Source organism: Paraconexibacter antarcticus, from assembly GCF_024220175.1.
GTDB classification, from domain to species: Bacteria; Actinomycetota; Thermoleophilia; order Solirubrobacterales; family Solirubrobacteraceae; genus Paraconexibacter; species Paraconexibacter antarcticus.
This window is the reverse complement of record NZ_CP098502.1, coordinates 4,767,346-4,786,198: the sequence shown is the minus strand read 5'-3', so window position 1 is coordinate 4,786,198 and position 18,853 is coordinate 4,767,346. Positions and strand designations below refer to the sequence as shown.

Genomic DNA, 18,853 nt, shown 5'->3' with positions numbered 1-18,853 from the left:
TATTAGGATGATGATATGGCCGATCACGGGGAACTCCTTCACATCGACGAGCCGTCGGCGACGCGGATCCGCGCGGCGGGCCTGCCGGCCGGCGAGGCGGAGCGGATCGCCGGCGCGCTCAAGGGTCTCGCGGACCCGACGCGCCTCGGCCTCGCGATGGCGCTGCGCGACGGGCGGGAGCTCTGCGTCTGCGACCTCTCGTGGATCGCGCAGCGCGCGCAGAACCTCGTCTCCCACCACATGAAGGTCCTGCGGACCGAGGGCCTCGTGACCGCGCGCAAGGAGGGCAAGATGACGATGTTCACGCTGACCTCGGCGGGGCATGCGCTCGTCGCCGTCGCCGGTGAGCTCGCGGGACGGGACGCCTGATGCGCGGCGTGGCCGACGTGGTCTGGATGGGCCTGAAGGACAGCTTCCTCATGGCCTACGAGGTGTGGTGGGCGCTCGTCATCGGCTTCGCGATCTCGGCGATCGTCCAGGCGTGGGTCCCGCGGGAGCGGATCGAGGCGGCGCTGTCGGGGTCCGGCCTGCGCCCGATCGCGAAGGCGACGGGCCTCGGTGCCGCGTCCTCCTCGTGCTCCTACGCGGCGATCGCGATCGCGAAGTCGCTCTTCCAGAAGGGCGCGAGCGCCTCCTCGGCGCTCGCCTTCCAGTTCGCCTCGACGAACCTCGTGTGGGAGCTCGGGCTCGTGCTCTGGGTCCTCATCGGCTGGCAGTTCGCGCTCGCGGAGTACGTCGGCGGCCTCGTCATGATCGCCCTCATGGCGGTCGGGCTGCGGTTCTTCGTCAGCCGGGAGCTCGAGGTGGAGGCGCGGTCCCGCGCGCTCGCCGCCGACACCGGCCACCAGCATCACATGGCGGGCGAGGAGCTCACCTGGCGGGCGCGGCTGACGAGCGCCACGGCCTGGTCGGACGTCGCCCACAACTTCCGCGGCGACTGGCAGATGCTGTGGAAGGAGATCACCCTCGGCTTCCTGCTCGCCGGGTACGTCGCGCAGCTCGGCGACGGGTTCTTCAACGCGCTGTTCATCACCGACGCGCCCGCCGGGATCAAGACCGCCGAGAACGTCCTCGTCGGACCGGTCATCGCCGTGCTGAGCTTCGTCTGCTCGGTCGGGAACGTGCCGCTCGCCGCCGTGCTGTGGTCGGGCGGCATCTCGTTCGCGGGCGTGATGGCGTTCATCCTCGCCGACCTCATCGTCCTGCCGATCATCGCGATCTACCGCAAGTACTACGGAACCGCGTTCGCGCTGCGGATCGTCGCGCTGATGTTCGTGACGATGGTCGTCGCGGGCCTCGTCGTCGACGGCCTCTTCGGCGGGCTCGGGCTGCTGCCGTCCGGGCCGCGCCCGACGCGCGACGACGTCTTCGGGACGGTCGGGGTGAACTACAAGCTCGCGCTGAACGTCGTCGGCGTGGCGGTCTTCGGCGCCCTCTTCGCGCTCACGGCGCGGCGCGGCGTGACCGACCCGGTCTGCGGGATGAAGGTCGACCGCGCGAAGGCGCTGACCGCCGAGCGCGACGGGCACACGTACCACTTCTGCTCGGCGCACTGCCGGGCGACGTTCCTCGGCGAGGGACATGGCGGGCACGAGGGGGACGGCGGGCACGAGGGGGACGGCGGGCACGAGGGGGACGGCGGGCACGAGGGGGACGGCGGGGACGGCGGGCACGAGGGGCACGGCGGGCACGGGCCCGGGTGCGCCCACCGGGTGGCCCCGTCCGCCACTGAATGAAGGTTCACGGTGCTCAGGGCACCGTGAACCTTCATTCACCCGGCGCGAATCGCCGCGCGGGCCGCCCGCCCGTCTGACTTGTATTATTGGCTTTACATACTGTAAAGTCGATCGCGGCAGTCAGAAACCGGGAGGAGACCCTGATGTCCGCCGTGACCTCGCAGGACCTGAGCAACGTCGATCTCGCCGATCCGCGCCTGTGGGACGCCGGCGTGCCGTGGGACGTCTTCGGCGCGCTGCAGCGCGAGCAGCCGATCCACTTCAGCCCGCAGGCCAGCGCCCCGGGGGAAGGCGGCTTCTGGTCGGTCGTGAACCACGACGACGTGCACAAGGTCACGCGCGACTTCACGACCTTCTCCTCCGAGCTGCGCGGCGAGAACCCCCGACGAGGCGCTCCTGACCGCGCTCATGAACGCCGAGGTCGAGGGCGAGAAGCTGGGCGACCACGAGATCGCGCTCTTCTTCATCCTGCTGATGGCGGCCGGCAACGACTCCACCCGCGCGACGTACAGCGGCATCATGAAGTCGCTGCTGGAGGACCGCGAGCTGCTCGAGCCCGTCGCAGCCGACCCGTCGCTCATCCCGCACGTCGTCGAGGAGGGCCTGCGGATGTACCCCGCCTTCGCGTCCATGGCGCGCGCCGCGACCAAGGACGTCGAGCTCGGCGGACAGCAGATCAAGCAGGGTGACCGCCTGCTGCTCTGGTACCTCGCCTCCAACCGCGACGAGACGAAGTTCGAGCGCCCGCACGTCTTCGACATCGACCGCGCCAACCGCGGCGAGCATCAGGCCTTCGGCGCCGGCGGCCGGCACTTCTGCCTCGGCGCCGCGCTCGCCCGGCTCGAGCTGCGCGTGTGGATCGAGGAGACGCTCGAGCGCATGCCCGACCTCCAGCTCGACGGCGAGCCCAACCGGGTGCGGGCCCTCTTCCTCCACCAGTACAACCGCATCCCCGTGCGCCGGATCCCGGTGGCGGCATGACCACCCACGACCACGACTGGCTCGTCGTCGGCACCGGCTTCGGCGGAAGCGTCAGCGCGCTGCGGCTGGCCCAGAAGGGCTACCGCGTCGGGATGCTCGAGTGCGGCCGCCGCTTCCGCGACGAGGACTTCGCGAACACGACGTGGGAGGCCGCGAAGTACTACTGGTTCCCCAAGTTCGGCATGAAGGGCGTCTTCCGGACGACGCTCTTCAAGGACATCTTCGTCGTGTCGGGCAGCGGCGTCGGCGGCGGCTCGCTCGGCTACGCGAACACGCTCTACCGCGCGCGGCCCGGCTTCTACCGCGACCCGCAGATCGCCGGGCTCGCGGACTGGGAGCGCGAGCTGGCCCCGCACTACGACGAGGCCGAGCGGATGCTCGGCGTCGTCACGTACGACGAGGACGCCGGCCGACCTCCTGCTCAAGGAGTACGCGGAGTCCATCGGCCGCGGCGAGACGTACGCGAAGACGCGCGTCGGCGTCTACCTCGGTGAGGCGGGGAAGACCGTGCCCGACCCGTTCTTCGGCGGGGAGGGCCCGGACCGCACCGGCTGCATGCGCTGCGGGCAGTGCATGATCGGCTGCCGCTTCGGCGCGAAGAACACGCTCGTGAAGAACTACCTGTACTTCGCGGAGAAGCTCGGCGTCCGCATCACCCCCGAGCGGACCGTCACCGACATCCGGCCGATCGGCCCGGCCGACGGGTCCGGCGGCTACCGCGTCACGCACGAGCGCACCGGCGCGTGGCTGCGCCGCGACCGGCAGACGACGACCGCGAAGGGCGTCGTCCTCGCGGCGGGCGCCCTCGGCACGAACAAGCTGCTGGCGACGTGCAGGCTCCGCGGCTCGCTGCCGCGGATCTCCGACCGCCTCGGCCACCTCGTGCGGACGAACAGCGAGTCGATCCTCGCCGTCACGACGCCCGACGACACGCGTGACTTCAGCCGCGGCGTCGCGATCACGTCGAGCATCTACCCGGACCCCGACACGCACATCGAGCCGGTGACGTACGGCAAGGGCGCCGACTCGCAGTCGCTCCTCTACACGCTCATGACCGAGGCCGGGAAGCGGGGGACGCAGCCCGTCGCCCTCCTGCAGAACCTCGCCCGCCACCCCGTGCAGGCGCTCCGCGCCACGCGCGTCAGGAAGTTCTCCCAGCGCACGATGATCCTGCTCGTCATGCAGTCGCTCGACAACTCGATGCGGCTGAAGGTCAAGCGCCGCTGGCCCAACGGCAACGTCGTGCTGACGACCGAGCAGGACGCCGCGAACCCGAACCCGGACAAGATCCCCGCGGCCTACCGCGCGGCCGAGTGGATCCAGGCGAGGACCGGCGGGACCGCCCAGGCGATCGTCACCGAGGCGCTCCTGTCGATCCCGACGACCGCCCACATCCTCGGCGGCGCCGTCGTCGGCGCCACCCCGCAGACCGGGGTCGTCGACGAGCACCACCGCGCCTTCGGCTACGAGAACCTCCTCGTCTGCGACGGCTCCGCGGTCCCGGCGAACGTCGGGGCGAACCCGAGCCTGACGATCACGGCGATGACCGAGCGGGCGATGACGTTCGTGCCCGACGCGGGCGGGACGGCGGCGCAGCTCGGCGTGACGGCCGCCGCCTGAGGCCCGGGCTGCTACTTCCAGACGCGGACGTAGTCGATGCTTGTGGTGGCGGGCAGCGGGGTGGTGGCGGGGTCGAAGGCGTTGGTGCCGATGCCGAGTGCCTGGGTGAGGGCGATGATGAACGGCTGGTCGAAGGGCTGCGGCTTGACGAGCGGGGAGGCCGGGTTCCAGTCGTCGACGAGGCAGGTCTGCCCGTCGTAGATGACCTTCAGGGTGCTCGTCGTCCACTCGACCGCGTAGCTGTGGAACGCCGCGATGTCCGAGATGAAGCACGAGGTGTTCGTGACGTTCGGGTCGAAGGCGGCCGCGTTGTAGTGGATGTAGGGAATCGCGCGGTCGGCGTACTGGCTGTAGACCTCGGCCATGTCGATCTCGCCCGAGCCCGGCCACGGGCCGTAGAGGGCCGGGTTGGAGGGCCACAGCCAGAACGATTCCTGCAGGCCGGCGACGGTCGCCGCGGGGAGCTTGGCGCGGACCTCGAAGCGGCCGTAGGCCTGGGCGAAGCGGCCGTAGGTGGAGACCATGCCGCTGGTGTACTGCGTGGTGAAGTTCCCGTAGGGGTCGGTGCAGGTGAACGGCGCCGCCTCCTTGCGGGCGGTGAGGTTCAGCGTCCCACCCGCGACGGAGATGTTGTCCGGGGTGTTGACGAAGCATGCGGTCAGGCCGCTCGTGTAGCCGCTGTTCGCCGTCTGCTGGGCGATCCACTTGGACCCGTCGAGGCTCGTGCCGCTGAACTCGTCGTCGAAGGTGCAGGTCCACGGGACGCCCGCGCTCTTGTAGATCGTCGTTCCGCAGGACGGGCCGCCGGAGGCGGGCGGCCTGGCCTTCGCCGCGGCCGAGGCCGGGGCCGACGTCACGGCGCCGAGGGCGAGCGCGAGGACGGTGAGGAGCAGGCCGGCGAGCCGGGAGCGGGCGGGGGTGGTCATCGGGGGAAGGATCGGCGGCGGGGCCGCCGGACTTGAAGGATCGGCTCGGCGTCTGGCCGCTCCGGCCCCTCGGTAGGGTCGGCGCCATGACCCGGTCACGCCAGCTCCTCGCCGCCTTCTTCCTGTTCACCGGGGTGGCGCACCTGACCTTCGGGAAGCGCTTCTTCGAGGCGATCGTCCCCGGCTGGGTCCCCGGCTCGCCCGAGGCGGTGAACGTCGCCGCCGGCGTCGCCGAGGCGGCGGGCGGGGCGCTCGTCCTCGTGCCGCGCCTGGAGCGGCTGACGCGCCTCTACCTCGTCGGCCTGCTTCTCGCCGTCTACCCCGCGAACGTCCAGATGGCGGTCGCGCCGCAGACGATCCGCGGCGCGAAGGGCGTCCCGCGCTGGCTGCTCTGGGCCCGCCTGCCGCTGCAGGTGCTGCCGATCCTCTGGGTCCGCAGCGCCCTCCCGGACCGCGAGAGCTGAGTCGCGGCGCTCAGGCCGGCGCGTGCGCGTCGCGCCCGGGGGCCGGCCACCCGGGGAGCGACGGCACGGAGAGCAGCGCCACGAGCGCCAGCGCGAGCAGGACGACCCACGTGCCCGGCCAGCCGTCGGTGTGCGCGATCGACGCCCACAGCGCGAGCGGCAGGACCCAGGCGAGGCCGAAGCGCGGCCGGTGGAGCGCGAGCGGGACGGCGAGCAGCGCGTAGTAGTGCAGCCAGATGAGCGGGGTCGCGAGCAGCGTCACCGCGACGGCGAGCCCGAAGCACGTCGCGTCCCCGCCGCGGCGGCCCGCGCGGACGCACGCGACCGCGGCGGCGACCGCCACGACCGACGCGAGCGCGTAGGCCCCGCCCCGACCCAGGTCATGGTGCTCGGCGAGGGCGACGACGCTGTAGCTGTACTGCTCACGCGCGCGGGTGAGGCCGCCGACGACCCCGCGGTAGCGGCCGACCTCGTCGAAGCCGACGGTCGCCCAGGCCGCGAGGTTCAGGGCCGCGCCGGCGCCGAGCGCCCACGCCGCGGCCCGGTACCGGCGGGTCGCGAGCAGCCACAGGCCGAGCGGCCAGGTGAAGAGCTTCACCGACGCGAGCGCGCCGACGAGCACCCCGGCCACCACGGGGCGGTCGCGCCACCGCCACGCGCAGGCCACCCCGAGCAACAGCGGCAGCGTGACGTTCCCCGACTGCCAGCCGGACACGACCGCCGGCCAGAGCAGCACGACGCCGTACACCCGCCAGTCGCGCACGCCCAGGGCGCCGAGGGCGAGCAGCACCGACAGCAGGCAGACGCCGGTCCACACGGCGCCCGCGACGCCCTGCGGCAGCAGCGTGAAGGGCAGCGTGAGCAGGAGCGCCGGGGCCGGGTACACGAACGGCTCGCCCGTCGCGAGCTCCGGGGAGTCCCCGGCGACGTACGGGGTCAGGCCGTGCACGGCACGGTCCCCGCCGACCCACATCGAGTGGTCGAAGTCGAGCGCGAGCGACCCCGCGTGCGCGTACGCGTGGAGCAGGATGATCGTGCCGAGGACGGGGGTGACGCCGAGGGCGCCGTGCGTCACCGCCCGGGCGTAGAGCGCGCGCCGGCGCGCGTGGAAGAACCGCGGCTCGGCGCGCGGGCCGCGATCCACGCCGGCCGCCTCAGCCGCGCGGGGCGTAGCGGTGGTGGAGCATGAGCTCGTTGCCGTCGGGGTCGGCGAAGAACGCCATATGGCAGACGCCGGTGTCGAGCGTCTCGCCGAAGAACGTCACGCCCTTCGCCTCGAGCGCGGCGCGGCTGGCCGCGACGTCGTCGGCGCCGAGCGGCAGCGGGTTGCCCTTCTGCGGGACGAACGCCATGCCCATCTTCTCCGGCTCCCATGCGCCGAAGCACGTGTCGCCGGCCCAGCTCTCGTACGCCGCCTTCGCGTCGGGCCGCAGCCCGAGCACGTCGCGGTAGAAGGCCCGCGAGCGGTCGGCGTCCTGGGAGGGGACGCCGATGAAGTCCAGCCGCCTGATCTCGGTCATGGGCGCAGGGTCGCAGCCTCGCGGGGCGCGCGCCAGGGGCATGCGGTCAGCGGACGGCCGCCGCGCTCACGGTGCGCCCGCCGCGCAGCATGCCGTACGGCGGCCGGGTCATGGCGACGATGTCCAGGCGCGCGAAGATCGAGGCCCGCGCCGCCACCTCCTGGTCGTTCGCCGCGTGCGCGGCGTGGAGCGCGTCGAGGGCCAGCGCGATCTCGAACGGCTGCGACGTCGTGAGCGCGAGCTCGTAGGAGCGGCGGAAGGCCGAGCGGGCCGCTCCGGCGTCACCGCGCCGGAGCGCGACCCAGCCGGCGACGCGCTCGGCGGCGGCGCGCGTCCCCTCGGCGAGCTCCGCGTCGGCGAGGAGCTCCGCGGCGATCGCGGTCGCCTCGTCGCCCCGGTCGAGGAACAGGAGCCCTTCGGCGACCGACGCACGCGTCGCGGCGACGTCCGCGGTGAGCTTCAGCCGGCGGCCGATCGCGAGCGCCTCCTCGAGCGGGCCGAGCATCGCCTCCGTGCGGCCGGCGCGCATCGCGACGCGGCCGAGCTGGCGCAGCGCGAGCATCACGGAGAACTCGTCGCCGGTCGCGCGGAAGACCTGCAGCGACCGCTCGAGGCAGTCGGCCGCCTCGTCGAGCCGGCCCTGGTCCGCGCGCAGCTCACCGACGTTGTAGAGGCCGACCGCGGCCTCGTTCAGGTTGCCGCCGCGGCGGGCCGCGTCCGCGCCCTGCTCGTAGAGCTCGACGGCGCGCCGCCAGTCACCGCGCCAGTAGGAGATGCCGCCCGAGTTCGACAGCGCGGTCGCCTCGTCGAGGAGCAGCCCGTGCTCCCGGTAGATCGCGATGGCCTCACGCGAGTGGACCGCCTCGTCGTGGCGGCCCTGCATCGCCAGGGCCCAGTCGAGCAGGACGAACGCGCGCGCCTTCGCCGCCTCGGCCCCCTCGGCCGTCGCCTCGTCGACGACCTGGCGGGCGAGCCGGATCGCCTCGTCGAGGCGATCCTGCCGCTGGCGCACGAACGCCTCCACGGCGAGCAGCCGCGCGCGCAGCGCCGCCGCCTCGTCCCCCTCGGCGCCGTCGAGGGTCCGGCGGCCGCGCCGCGCCCAGCGGAGCGCCGTGCCGACGTGGCCCATCGTGCCCGCGAGCTGCGCCTGCCGCCACATGAGGCGGGCCTCGACGACCGGCGAGGTCGCGCGGCCGTACCGCCGGGCGGCGTCGAAGGCCGCCCGGGCCCGCACCGGCTCGCCGGCGTCCGCGAGCGCGACGCCGAGCTCCTCGTGCAGCTCCGCGAGGTCGGCCGCCGCGCGCCCGTCCGCCCGCGTCGCCTCGATCGCGCGGCGCAGCAGGCGCGCGGCGTCGTGGTTCGCCCCCAGCCGGCGCGCGCGCCGGGCGCCCTGGCGGGCGAACCGCGCCGCGCGCCGCGGGTCCCCGCCGAGGAGGAAGTGGAGCGACAGTGCGGGCGCGACGTCGTCGGTGCCGTCGCCGGCGAGCCGCTCCATCCGCGCGCCGATCCGGGCGTGCAGCTCGCGCCGGACCGCGAACGGCAGGCCGGCGTAGGCGGCCTCGCGGACCGCGGTGTGGGTGAAGTGGACGGTGCCGTCGGGCCGGGGTTCGAGCAGGCCCGCGAGCCGCGCCCACTGCGCGGCGCCGGGCTCGCCGCCGCCGACCCAGCGCAGCGACGCGGCCGCGAACCGCGGGCCGAGCACCGCGGCGCTGCGCACGAGCGCGCGGTCGGACGGGGCGAGCCGGTCGATGCGCGCCATCGCCGCGGCCTCCAGCGAGTCCGGCAGCGCGGTCTCGCCCGCGCGCGCCGCCCGGACGAGGTCGGCGACGAACTGCGGGTTGCCGCCGGCGCGCTCGACCGCGAGCCGCAGCGTGTGGGGGGCGAGCGGCTCCAGGCGCGTGAGCTGCTCGGCGAGCTCCTGGGCCTCCTGGAGGCCCAGCGGCGCGGGGCTCAGCGAGACGACGTACGGCGCGGGCTCGGGGCCGAAACCGCCCTCGACCTCCCGCCGCGTCGTGAGGATGAGACAGGGCACCTCGGGCAGCCGCGGCGCGAGCGCGGCGAGGAGGTCGGTCGACGCGCGGTCCATGAGGTGCGCGTCCTCGATCGTGACGATCGTGGGGATGTGCCGCAGGCGCGCGACGATGAACGCGGTGACGACGTCGTGCAGGCGCTCGCGCCGGAACGCGGGCGCGAGCTCGCGCACCTGTGGCGAGGGCTCGAGCTCGAGGCCGTAGGGGACGCCCAGCAGCGCGAGCCACGGCTCGAGCTCGGGCGTCTCCTCGCGGGCGACCGCGCGCAGCCGGGCCTCGACGTCGGCCGCCGGCGCGTCGGGCTCCTGACCGAGCGCCCGCCGCAGCAGCACGCGGAAGGTCGCGTACGGCGTGGACGCCGTGTACGCCTCCGCCTGGGCCATGAGGTGACGGAGATCCTGCGCGCGGTCCAGCAGCTCCTCGACGAGACGGGTCTTGCCGCTGCCCGGCTCGCCCCGGATGACGATGAGCGACCCGGTGCCGGCCTCGGCGAGATCGACCGCGGCCTGCAGCGCGGTGAGCTCGAGCTCGCGCCCGACGAGGGGGACGCGGCCGGCGCCGACGTGCCGCCGGCGGCCGGCGCGGGGCGCGCCGAGGGACCAGGCGCGCACCGGCTGCGTCTTGCCCTTGACGGTGAACGGCGCGAGCTCCTGCGCGTCGAACGGCGTGGGGGAGGCGTCGAGGACGTCGGCCGTCACGTACACCTCGCCGTCGGGGGCGCGGCTCATGACCCGGGCGGCGAGGTTCACCGCGTCGCCCATGACCGTGTACGTCCGGCGGTACCGCGGCCCGATGTCGCCCGCGAAGACGGGTCCGCGGTGCACCCCGATGCGGACGCCGAGCTCGAGCGGGGTGGCGATGATGCGGTGGAGCGCCAGCAGCATCCGCTCCTCGTCGTCGCTGTCGGTGCGCGGGACGCCGCTCGTGAGGATGAGCTTGCCGCCGTCGACGTCGACGTCGGAGGCGAGCAGGCAGATGCGGTGCTCGTCGGCGATGTCCGCGACGGTCCCGACGAGCTGCGTGAGCGCGGCCGCCGCGGCCCCGATCCCGGCTCGGGCGATGAGGGCGTCGGTGCCGCCGAAGCGCAGGAAGGCCACCGTCGCGAGGCGGTGCTCCGGCGGCTGCGCGCCCGCGAGCACGTGCGCCCGCAGGACGGTGGACAGGCACGCCGCCGCGGTGTCGGCGCCGGGCAGCGCGAGGTCCGGGTCCGGGGCGTCGCCCGGGTCCGGCGGCTCACGCAGCAGCAGGCGGCCGGGGCCGCACGGGGCACCGGCCGCCGTGCGCGGCAGCTCCGCCGCGACGGCGTCGCTCACGGCGATCTCGCCGGCGCTCGCCGCGTGCTCGAGGCGGAGCACGTCGCTCACGGTGTCACCGACGACGAGCAGCTCGCGGTGGGTCGTCCCGGCGAGGACGAGGTGGACCTCGCCGGTGTGGACGCCGACCGACATCCGCAGCTGGACGCTCGCGCCCCCGGCCGAGACGCGCCCCGCCGTCCGCAGCGCCCGCCGCATGCCGATCGCCGCCCGCCCGGCGCGCCGGGCGTGGCCGGGCCCCTCGAAGTGCAGCAGGAGCGCGTCACCGCCGAACTTCAGCAGGCCGCCGCCCTGCGCGTAGGCGACCGCGAGGACCGATGCGAACGACGTCTCGATCGCGTCGGCGAGGACCTCGGCGCCCTCGCGCCCCCGGCGCGCGAGCCGTTCGGAGAGCGCGGTGAAACCGGAGATGTCCACGAAGACGAGGGAGCCGGTCGCGCTGCGGACCGGGTCCCCGGGGTGGCGCGCGACGTGGTCGAGCACCACCCGTGGCACGTAGGGCCGCACCCGATCCAGGGCGGTCGCGCCGGGGATGATGGGGCCTGTCGCGGGCAATGACGGCTCATGGCCGCCCGGCACGAGCGCCGGGCGGCCACCTCGCATCAGCGCATGTTCGGGTCGGTCGAGTAGGCGGGGAACGCGACGGTGACGGTCGGGTTGCCGCCGGCGTCCGTGCCCTGCGCGGTCTGGCACGGCTGGGTCGTGAACGGGATGATCCCGAGCAGCGCGCACGGCTGGGCGATGCCCTGGTAGCCCACCTTGCCGGTCCGCGGGTCCGTCACCTGCGTGCTGCCCTGGAAGGACGCCGGCACGAAGATGCAGGCCCGCAGCCTGCCGCCGAAGAGCAGGTCCTGGACGAGGTTCGTCGGCCGCGTGAGCCGCTGGTCGAACGTCTGCGTCGCCTCCACGGCGCGGCCCAGGGCGGTGAAGGTCCCGTACACCGGGGCCGGCAGGTCGTCGCCGGAGCAGCCCGGGCCGGCGGCCGCCGGGTCCGGCGCGTAGAAGTGGTCGACGACGAGCTGCGGCGTCGGCTGCGCCGCCTTCGCGACGACGTGGAGCTTCTGCGTGTACTGCTGCCCGAGGTAGGAGTAGTTGTAGGCCTCGTCGCCGATGCAGTCGACGTCCGGCACGCACTGGGTCCGGTCGCCGTGCACGGTGACCGGCGTGGACGTCGCCGAGCCGTACCCCGGGCTCGACGCGGTGAGCGTCGCGGGCGTCGCGTCCGCCGTCGTCGTGAGGCTCATGCCCGCGAACGTCGCCAGGCCGCTGCTCGCGCTCACCGGCGTCGTGCCGGAGAGGGTCGCGCCGGTCGCGCTCAGGCTCACCGGCGCGCTCACCGCCGTCGCCCGGTTGCCGCTGCCGTCGACGAACTCCACCGAGGTCGTGAACGGGTCGCCGCTGCCGATGTCGGAGGGCGGCTGGGTGACGAAGCGCAGCCCGCACGCGCCGGACCGGTCGATGCTCAGGTCGCTGCCGGCGGTGTCGAGCGCGACGTCGTTGCCGGTCCCGTTGAAGTCGTTCGCCTGCTTGGCCACGATCGTGTAGAGGCCGGGCGTGCTGCCGCACGGCACCCGCGTGGCCATCGTCACCGCGGCGCTCTGACCGGGCGCGAGCGCGAGGTTGCGCAGCTGCACGACCTGCCCCGCGATCGTCGCGGTGCCCTTCGTCGTCGTGGCGCTCAGCGCGGTCCACCCGCTCGGGACCGTGAGGTTCGCCGAGCCGACGCCCTGCGGGTCGCTGTTGTTCGTCACCGTCGCGGTGATCGCCGACGTCGAACCCGCGGGCACGCTCGCCGGCGTGATCACCGCCTTGAAGGTCTTGCCGCCGCCGGCCGAGGCGACCGCAGCGAGCGCCCCGGTGGCCACCAGCATCGCCAGAAGCAGGCCCGCCGTCCGGCGGACGGTCTGATGCACGTTCATGAGTTGAACCCCCTGAGCAGCCCCCGCCGCTCGTCAGCCACCCGTGACTTGTCTGCCGGAGCCCGTGGGACGAACTCCGGCCTTCATGATGCCAAACGATGGACGTTGAATGGAGGTTTTTCGGTATTTCGGTGCTGACACTGAGAAACCGGGCACGTCGGCCGTCTCGATGTGCTACGCGGTGAAGCGCCTGGGGTGCCGTTCCCCGCGTCGCCGGTATCGTCCGCTCCGGGATGAGCGTCGACGCCGGGACGAGCCGCATTGCCCGCGCGCTCCGAGCCGAGCGCGACGAGCTCGTCGCGCTCCTGCTCCGGCGCGATGGCCACGGGCGGCGCCCCGGCGCCCTCGCCCCCGACGACGAGGCGGTCCTCGTCGAGGAGGCGGGGATGCTCGTCGACGCGCTGGCCGACGCGCTCGACCACGACCGCCCGCTCGACGTCCACGACGTCGACTTCCTCCGCCCGGCGATCGAGCGCCGCGCCGCCCGCGGGGACTGGATCGAGGACACGACCCGCGGCCTGCGCATCGTGCACCGGACGATCTACGAGCGCGTGGCGACCATCGCCGCGGAGACCGGCGACAGCGCCGGCGTCGTCGCGGTCGGCGCCCGCCTGCTCGAGCTCATCGACATCGCGTCGGCGCTCGCGGGGGAGGCGTGGATCGAGGCGCGCGAGCTCTCCCGCGACGGCGGGACGCGACGCCGGGCCGCGCTGCTCGACCTCCTCGTCGCCGGGGACGACCCGGGCGCCCACGGTCTCGGCGACCTCGCCGCTGAGCTCGGACTCGGGGAGGGGACGCCCGTCCTCGCCATCAGCGCCCGCGCCGTCCGCGGCCGTGATGTCGCCGGGGACGCGACGATGACCGCCGCGGTCGGTGCGCTCGCCCGCGCCGGGGGGCCGCCGGTCCTCCCGCTCGCGCGGCTCGCCGACGACGAGGTCGTCGTCCTGCGCCCGGTCGGCGCGGACGGCCCCGACCGGCTCGTCGGCGCGCTGGAGCGCACGTGGCGCCGCCTCGCAGACGGCCCGGTCCGGCTCGCCGTCGGCATCAGCGCCGTGCACGTCCTGCCGGGGGGCGCGCGCGAGGCGCTCGCCGACGCGCGTCGCGCCCGCGAGCGGGTGCCGACGGGCGGCGGCCTCCTCGCGCTCCCGTCCCTCGCCCCGCTGGACTGGATGACGCTGCGGGCGGGCGCGACGACGTGGACGCTCGTGCCCGAGCGCGTGCGGACGTTCCTCGAGGAGGACGCGCGCGACGGTGGCCAGCTCACCCACACGTTCCGCAGCTACCTCGCGAGCGACCTGAACGTGAAGCTCGCCGCCCGCCGGCTGCACCTCCACGCGAACACGACGCGCTACCGCCTCGGGCGCATCGCCGAGCGCACCGGGCTCGACCTCCGGCGCCTCGACGACGTCATCGCGCTGCACGTGGCGACGCTGCTGCACGACGGGCGCACCGCGGCCGGCTCCGGCGGCGAACCGGACGCGGGCCCGCGCTGATCGCGGGGCCGGTTTGTGCTCGGTGCACGACCGCGCCCCCCGCCGGTTCGTCGGCGCGCCACGTTGACCCGCGCGGGGAGACCGGAGAGGCTCGCTGGTATGGCGACCGTCACGCAGACCCCACCCGCGACGGGCGACCCCGTCGTCCTGCTCGTCGACGCGCGCACCGGGACCGAGCGCGAGCTCATCGACGCCTGGGCGCGGGAGCACCACCCCGGCGCCGAGACCCTCGACCGGGCCGCACCGGAGCTCCGTGGCCGGCTCGAGCGCGGTGACGACCCGCTCGTCCTGCCGGTCCGCGTCACGTGGCTCCCGCGTGAGCGCGACGGCGACCGCACCGTCCGGGTCGCCGACCTCCTCGCGCTGACGAACCCGCACCGGCCGTGGGGCGCGGTGCAGAAGGTCATCGCCCGGCGCGAGCCCGACCGCGCCCGCGTCACCGCCGGGGAGCCGGCGCACGCGCTCGAGCTGCGGCGCCGCTTCCGCGAGCACGCGGGCCGCACCGCCGGCGGCGAGGCGTTCGCCGCCTTCGTGGCCCGGCAGGCCGAGCTCGCGTGCGAGCGCGCCGAGCGCCAGATCGTCGGCGACCGCTACAAGGTCCCGCGGCTCGTCGCGGAGCAGATCACCGCGTCGCACACCTTCCGCACGAAGGTGTCCGTCCTCGCCGAGAAGCTCGATCGCCCGTTCGAGGAGGTGCTCGCCGAGGCGACCGACTGTCTGCAGGAGGTCGCCGCCGTCCAGAGCCGCCCGGCGATCGACGCCTTCCGCGCGGTCATGCGGCCGATGCACGCGAACGCCTGGGACGTCGACGTCGACTCCGAGAGCCTCGAGCGGCTGCGCGAGCTCAACCGCCGCCATCCGCTCGTCTTCCTGCCGTCGCACCGCTCCTACGCGGACCCGCTCGTCCTCGCCCAGGTCCTCCACGACCACGACTTCCCGCGCAACCACGTCCTCGGCGGCGCGAACATGGCGTTCTGGCCGATCGGCCCGCTCGGCAAGCGCGCCGGGATCATCTTCATCCGGCGGACGTTCGGCGACGACCAGGTCTACAAGCTCGCCGTCCGCGAGTACCTCGCGCACCTCGCGGCGAAGCGCTTCAACATCGAGTGGTACCTCGAGGGCGGCCGCACCCGCACCGGCAAGCTGCGCCCGCCGAAGTTCGGCCTCCTCGCCTATCTCGCGAAGGCGCTCGACGACCCGCGGGTCGACGACGTCATGCTCGTCCCCGTCTCGATGGTCTACGACCAGCTCCACGAGGTCGGCGCGATGGCCGCCGAGCAGGGCGGCGCGAAGAAGCAGAGCGAGGGCCTGAAGTGGTTCGCGAACTACATCAACGCCCAGCGCTCGAACTCGGGCACCGCGCAGGTCCGCTTCGGTGACCCGTTCTCGCTCAAGGGCGCGCTCGAGGAGGCCGGCGAGGGCCGCGCCCAGCTCGAGAAGGTCGCCTTCCGCATCTGCGACGGCATCAACCGGGCGACGCCGCTCGCGTCGACCTCGCTCGTGACCCTGGCGCTCCTCGGCGTGCGCGACCGCGCCCTGACGCTCGACCAGGTCATGCGGGTCCTCACGCCGCTCCTCGACCACGTCGCCTGGCGCCGCATCCCCGGCACCGTCGACGAGCTCCGCCGCCCGGCGTCGGTCCGCGGGGTCCTCGACGCGCTCGAGAACGCCGGCGTCGTCAGCTGCTACGAGGGCGGCACCGAGCCCGTCTGGCAGATCGCCGAGGGCCGTCACCACGTCGCCGCCTTCTACCGCAACGGCGCGCTGCACCACTTCATCATCCGCGCGATCGTCGAGCTCGCGCTCGTCCGGCTCTCCCAGCACCCGCCGGAGCCGGACGCGGCGCTCACCGTCGCGACGGACGACGCGCTCGCCCTCCGCGACCTCCTGAAGTTCGAGTTCTTCTTCGGGACCAAGCGCGCGTTCCTCGAGGAGATGAACCAGGAGCTCGAGAACATCGACCCCGAGTGGCAGCAGCGGATCGCCGAGCCCGGTGGGCCGGACCGGCTGCTCGCCGGCCGGCGCACGCTCGTCGCCGACCGGGCGCTGCGCTCGTTCTTCGACGCGCAGCTCGTCGTCGCCGAGCAGCTCGCCGCGACGCCGTCGCGCGAGGCCGTCGACCAGTCCGCGTTCATCGACCGCTGCCTCGGCGTCGGCCGGCAGATGGTCCTCCAGGGGCGCCTCCACGGGCCGGAGTCGGTGTCGCAGGAGCTCTTCGCCGCGGCGATGCGCCTGGCCGCCAACCGCGACGTCGTCGACCCCGGCCGGGACGACGTCCGCGTCGCCCGTGAGGCCTGGCGGGACGAGGTCCGCGAGATCCGCAGGCGCCTGGTCCGGATCGGCGAGCTCGACGCGAAGCTCCTCGAGGGGGTGCTCTATGCCGACGCCGCTTGACGAGCGCCTCGCCGCGATCGAGGCCGCGCCCGACGGCCCGCAGATCGGCGCGTTCTTCGACTATGACGGCACCGTCATCACCGGCTACAGCGCGCAGGCCTTCTACCGGCACCGGATCCTCGGCCTCGACATCGGGCCGATCGAGATCGCCAGGACGCTGCTCATGAGCGTGCAGGGGGTCGAGTCGCCCGAGGACTTCGAGCGCTTCCTCGGCCTCTCGCTCGCCGCCTGGAAGGGCAAGACGCAGGACGAGCTCGACGCCCTCGGCGCGAGCCTCTTCAAGCACGACATCGCCAGCCGGCTGCACGTCGAGGCGTGGGAGCTCATCCGGGCCCATCAGGCGAAGGGCCACACGGTCGCGCTCGCCTCGTCCGCCACCCGCTTCCAGGTCGTCCCGATGGCGAAGGAGCTCGGCATCGACCACGTCCTCTGCACGCCGATCGAGATCGCGGACGGCATCGTCACGGGCCGGCCCGGCGGCCCGCCGCTGTGGTCGCGGGGCAAGGCGGACGCAGTCCGCGCGATGGCCGCGGTCGAGGACCTCGACCTCGACGCCTCCTTCGCGTACTCCAACGGCGCGGAGGACATCCCGTTCCTCGAGGCGGTCGGCCACCCGGTCGCCGTCGCGCCGCACCGGGTCCTGCGCCGGGAGGCGACCCGGCGCGAGTGGCCGATCCTCGACTGCGTCTCGCGCGGGGGGACGCCCGGGGTCCGCGACGTCGCCCGGACCATCGGCTTCTACGGGGCGTTCGCCGCGTCGTTCGGCGCGGGCCTCGGCCTCTCGCTCCTCAACCGGGATCGCGAGCAGCTCCTGGAGATCACCGGCGGGGTCGGGGCGGACGTCGGCCTCGCGATCGCCGGCATCGACGTGAAGGTCGTGCGCGGCGCCGAGCACCTGTGGTCCGCGCGCCCGGCCGTCTTCGTCTTCAACCACCAGAGCAAGATCGACCCGATCCTCGTCATGAAGCTCCTGCGCGGCGGCTTCACCGGCGTCGCGAAGAAGGAGGTAAAGAACATCCCGGGCTGGGGGCAGCTCTTCCAGCTCGCCGGGGTCGCGTTCGTCGAACGCGGCAACACCGCGCAGGCCCGGCAGGCGATCCAGCCCGCGGTCGACAAGGTCCGGGGCGAGGGGATGTCCCTCGTCATCGCCCCGGAGGGCACCCGGTCGGCCACCCCACGTCTCGGGCGCTTCAAGAAGGGCGCCTTCCACATCGCCATGCAGGCGGAGGTCCCGATGGTCCCGATCGTCATCCGAAACGCCGGCGAGGTCATGTGGCGGGGGGCGCAGGTCATGCACCCCGGCACCGTCGAGGTCGTCGTGCATCCCCCGATCGACACGCGCCGCTGGACGGTGGGAACGATCGACGACCACGTCGAGGAGGTGCGCGGCCTCTTCCTCGAGACGCTCGCCGACTGGCCCGCCGGCCCGCGCCTGGAGCTGCGGCGATGAGTCGCCCGGTCCAGGTGGCCGTCCTCGGCGGCGGCTCGTGGGGGACGACGGTCGCCACGCTCGCGGCGGCGAACACGCCCACCCTCCTGTGGGCCCGCGACGAGAACACGGTGGCGGAGATCAACGAGCAGCACACGAACTCGCGCTACCTCGAGGACCGCCCGCTGCCCGAGTCGCTGCGGGCGACGTCCGATCTGCGCGAGGCCGCGGAGTGGGCGGACGTCCTCGTCGTCGGCGTCCCGACCCAGGCGATGCGCAGCGCGCTGGCGGAGGCGGCGCCGCACGTGCGCCCGTGGGTGCCGGTGCTCTCGCTCGCCAAGGGCCTGGAGATGGGGACGCGGATGCGCCCGACCGAGGTCATCGCCGAGGCGTTTCCCGGCCACCCCGTCGGGCTGCTCGCCGGGCCGAACCTCGCCCGCGAGGTCCTCGACGGCAAGGCCGCGGCCGCGGTCGTCGCGCTCCCGGACGCGGCGGTGGCGTGCGCCCTGCAGCCGCTCTTCTCCGGCCGGCGCTTCCGCGTCTACCGCAACGAGGACCTCCTCGGGTCCGAGCTCGGCGGCGTGCTGAAGAACATCATCGCGATCGCCGCCGGGATGTCCGAGGGCCTCGGGACCGGCGACAACACGCGCGCCATGGTCCTCACCCGCGGGCTGTCGGAGATCACCCGCCTCGGCGTCGCGATGGGCGCGCAGGAGCGGACGTTCGCCGGGCTCACCGGGCTCGGCGACCTCATGGCGACCTGCATGAGCCCCCTCTCGCGCAACCGGCGCGTGGGGGAGGAGCTCGCCCGCGACAAGTCCCTCGAGCAGATCATCGAGGAGATGAACCAGGTCGCCGAGGGCGTCAAGACGGCCGCGACCGTCATGGAGCTCGCGCGTGAGTACGACGTGATCATGCCGATCGCCGCCGAGGTCGACGCGGTCGTCAACGACGGGCGCCACCCGCGCGAGGCCTACCGCGGCCTGCTCCGGGCGGCCGCCGAACACGAGATCGACGAGGTCGCCTGA

Annotated in this window: 15 protein-coding genes; 10 read left to right on the top strand and 5 right to left on the bottom strand. The window is 74.1% G+C overall.

Annotated features, from left to right (window positions below):
- Positions 1–15: 15 nt before the first annotated feature.
- From NBH00_RS23440 to NBH00_RS23420, 5 genes are all read left to right on the top strand, one after another.
- Positions 16–369, top strand: a complete 354-nt coding sequence (locus tag NBH00_RS23440; RefSeq protein ID WP_254570991.1) for an ArsR/SmtB family transcription factor — start codon at positions 16–18, stop codon at positions 367–369.
- Positions 369–1,736: a permease gene (locus tag NBH00_RS23435; protein WP_254570990.1), complete on the top strand. Its 1,368-nt coding sequence runs from the start codon at positions 369–371 to the stop codon at positions 1,734–1,736. The genes NBH00_RS23440 and NBH00_RS23435 overlap by 1 nt, the downstream gene beginning before the upstream one ends.
- Positions 1,737–2,144: 408 nt before the next feature.
- The gene (locus NBH00_RS23430; RefSeq protein ID WP_254570989.1) at positions 2,145–2,717 is read left to right on the top strand and encodes a cytochrome P450; all 573 of its coding nucleotides are present in this window, start codon (positions 2,145–2,147) and stop codon (positions 2,715–2,717) included.
- On the top strand, positions 2,714–3,211 hold the full coding sequence (locus NBH00_RS23425; RefSeq protein WP_254570988.1) for a hypothetical protein: 498 nt from the start codon (positions 2,714–2,716) through the stop codon (positions 3,209–3,211). The genes NBH00_RS23430 and NBH00_RS23425 overlap by 4 nt, the downstream gene beginning before the upstream one ends.
- Positions 3,212–3,224: 13 nt before the next feature.
- On the top strand, positions 3,225–4,337 hold the full coding sequence (locus NBH00_RS23420; protein WP_254570987.1) for a GMC oxidoreductase: 1,113 nt from the start codon (positions 3,225–3,227) through the stop codon (positions 4,335–4,337).
- 11 nt (positions 4,338–4,348) lie between these two features.
- Here NBH00_RS23420 and NBH00_RS23415 read toward each other — a convergent pair whose 3' ends face one another.
- Complete coding sequence (locus tag NBH00_RS23415) at positions 4,349–5,263, bottom strand: glycoside hydrolase family 16 protein (RefSeq protein ID WP_254570986.1); 915 nt, start codon at positions 5,261–5,263, stop codon at positions 4,349–4,351.
- 86 nt (positions 5,264–5,349) lie between these two features.
- Between NBH00_RS23415 and NBH00_RS23410 the strand changes: the two genes are divergently transcribed.
- Positions 5,350–5,727: a DoxX family protein gene (locus NBH00_RS23410; protein ID WP_254570985.1), complete on the top strand. Its 378-nt coding sequence runs from the start codon at positions 5,350–5,352 to the stop codon at positions 5,725–5,727.
- A 10-nt stretch (positions 5,728–5,737) separates the two neighbouring features.
- On the opposite strand, the gene NBH00_RS23405 is transcribed toward NBH00_RS23410, so the two are convergent.
- The 4 genes from NBH00_RS23405 to NBH00_RS23390 form a co-directional block, all read right to left on the bottom strand.
- Positions 5,738–6,871 carry a glycosyltransferase family 87 protein gene (locus NBH00_RS23405; protein ID WP_254570984.1) on the bottom strand — a complete coding sequence of 378 codons (1,134 nt, stop codon included), beginning with the start codon at positions 6,869–6,871 and terminating at the stop codon, positions 5,738–5,740.
- A gap of 10 nt (positions 6,872–6,881) precedes the next feature.
- On the bottom strand, positions 6,882–7,247 hold the full coding sequence (locus tag NBH00_RS23400) for a VOC family protein (RefSeq protein ID WP_254570983.1): 366 nt from the start codon (positions 7,245–7,247) through the stop codon (positions 6,882–6,884).
- Positions 7,248–7,293: 46 nt separating this feature from the next.
- Complete coding sequence (locus NBH00_RS23395; RefSeq protein WP_254570982.1) at positions 7,294–11,076, bottom strand: AAA family ATPase; 3,783 nt, start codon at positions 11,074–11,076, stop codon at positions 7,294–7,296.
- Positions 11,077–11,192: 116 nt separating this feature from the next.
- Entirely contained in the window at positions 11,193–12,509 is a 1,317-nt protein-coding gene (locus NBH00_RS23390) for a hypothetical protein (protein WP_254570981.1), read from the bottom strand.
- Positions 12,510–12,742: 233 nt separating this feature from the next.
- On the opposite strand from NBH00_RS23390, the gene NBH00_RS23385 reads away from it, so the two are divergent.
- From NBH00_RS23385 to NBH00_RS23370, 4 genes are all read left to right on the top strand, one after another.
- A complete protein-coding gene (locus NBH00_RS23385) occupies positions 12,743–14,002 on the top strand; it encodes a PucR family transcriptional regulator (RefSeq protein WP_254570980.1) in 1,260 nt (419 codons plus the stop codon).
- Between the two features lie 99 nt (positions 14,003–14,101).
- The gene (locus tag NBH00_RS23380) at positions 14,102–16,396 is read left to right on the top strand and encodes a glycerol-3-phosphate 1-O-acyltransferase (protein WP_254570979.1); all 2,295 of its coding nucleotides are present in this window, start codon (positions 14,102–14,104) and stop codon (positions 16,394–16,396) included.
- Positions 16,380–17,846, top strand: coding sequence for an HAD-IB family hydrolase (locus NBH00_RS23375; RefSeq protein WP_254570978.1), 1,467 nt, complete (start codon positions 16,380–16,382; stop codon positions 17,844–17,846). The genes NBH00_RS23380 and NBH00_RS23375 overlap by 17 nt, the downstream gene beginning before the upstream one ends.
- Positions 17,843–18,853 (top strand): NAD(P)H-dependent glycerol-3-phosphate dehydrogenase, encoded by a 1,011-nt coding sequence (locus tag NBH00_RS23370; protein WP_254570977.1) that lies wholly within the window; start codon positions 17,843–17,845, stop codon positions 18,851–18,853. The genes NBH00_RS23375 and NBH00_RS23370 overlap by 4 nt, the downstream gene beginning before the upstream one ends.

Bases quoted from the DNA above. Each gene is read 5' to 3' on its own strand.
- NBH00_RS23440 (WP_254570991.1), top strand. From the start codon at position 16: ATGGCCGATCACGGGGAACTCCTTCACATCGACGAGCCGTCGGCGACG.
- NBH00_RS23435 (WP_254570990.1), top strand. From the start codon at position 369: ATGCGCGGCGTGGCCGACGTGGTCTGGATGGGCCTGAAGGACAGCTTC.
- NBH00_RS23430 (WP_254570989.1), top strand. From the start codon at position 2,145: ATGAACGCCGAGGTCGAGGGCGAGAAGCTGGGCGACCACGAGATCGCG.
- NBH00_RS23425 (WP_254570988.1), top strand. From the start codon at position 2,714: ATGACCACCCACGACCACGACTGGCTCGTCGTCGGCACCGGCTTCGGC.
- NBH00_RS23415 (WP_254570986.1), bottom strand. From the start codon at position 5,263: ATGACCACCCCCGCCCGCTCCCGGCTCGCCGGCCTGCTCCTCACCGTC.
- NBH00_RS23410 (WP_254570985.1), top strand. From the start codon at position 5,350: ATGACCCGGTCACGCCAGCTCCTCGCCGCCTTCTTCCTGTTCACCGGG.
- NBH00_RS23400 (WP_254570983.1), bottom strand. From the start codon at position 7,247: ATGACCGAGATCAGGCGGCTGGACTTCATCGGCGTCCCCTCCCAGGAC.
- NBH00_RS23390 (WP_254570981.1), bottom strand. From the start codon at position 12,509: ATGAACGTGCATCAGACCGTCCGCCGGACGGCGGGCCTGCTTCTGGCG.
- NBH00_RS23385 (WP_254570980.1), top strand. From the start codon at position 12,743: ATGAGCGTCGACGCCGGGACGAGCCGCATTGCCCGCGCGCTCCGAGCC.
- NBH00_RS23380 (WP_254570979.1), top strand. From the start codon at position 14,102: ATGGCGACCGTCACGCAGACCCCACCCGCGACGGGCGACCCCGTCGTC.
- NBH00_RS23375 (WP_254570978.1), top strand. From the start codon at position 16,380: ATGCCGACGCCGCTTGACGAGCGCCTCGCCGCGATCGAGGCCGCGCCC.
- NBH00_RS23370 (WP_254570977.1), top strand. From the start codon at position 17,843: ATGAGTCGCCCGGTCCAGGTGGCCGTCCTCGGCGGCGGCTCGTGGGGG.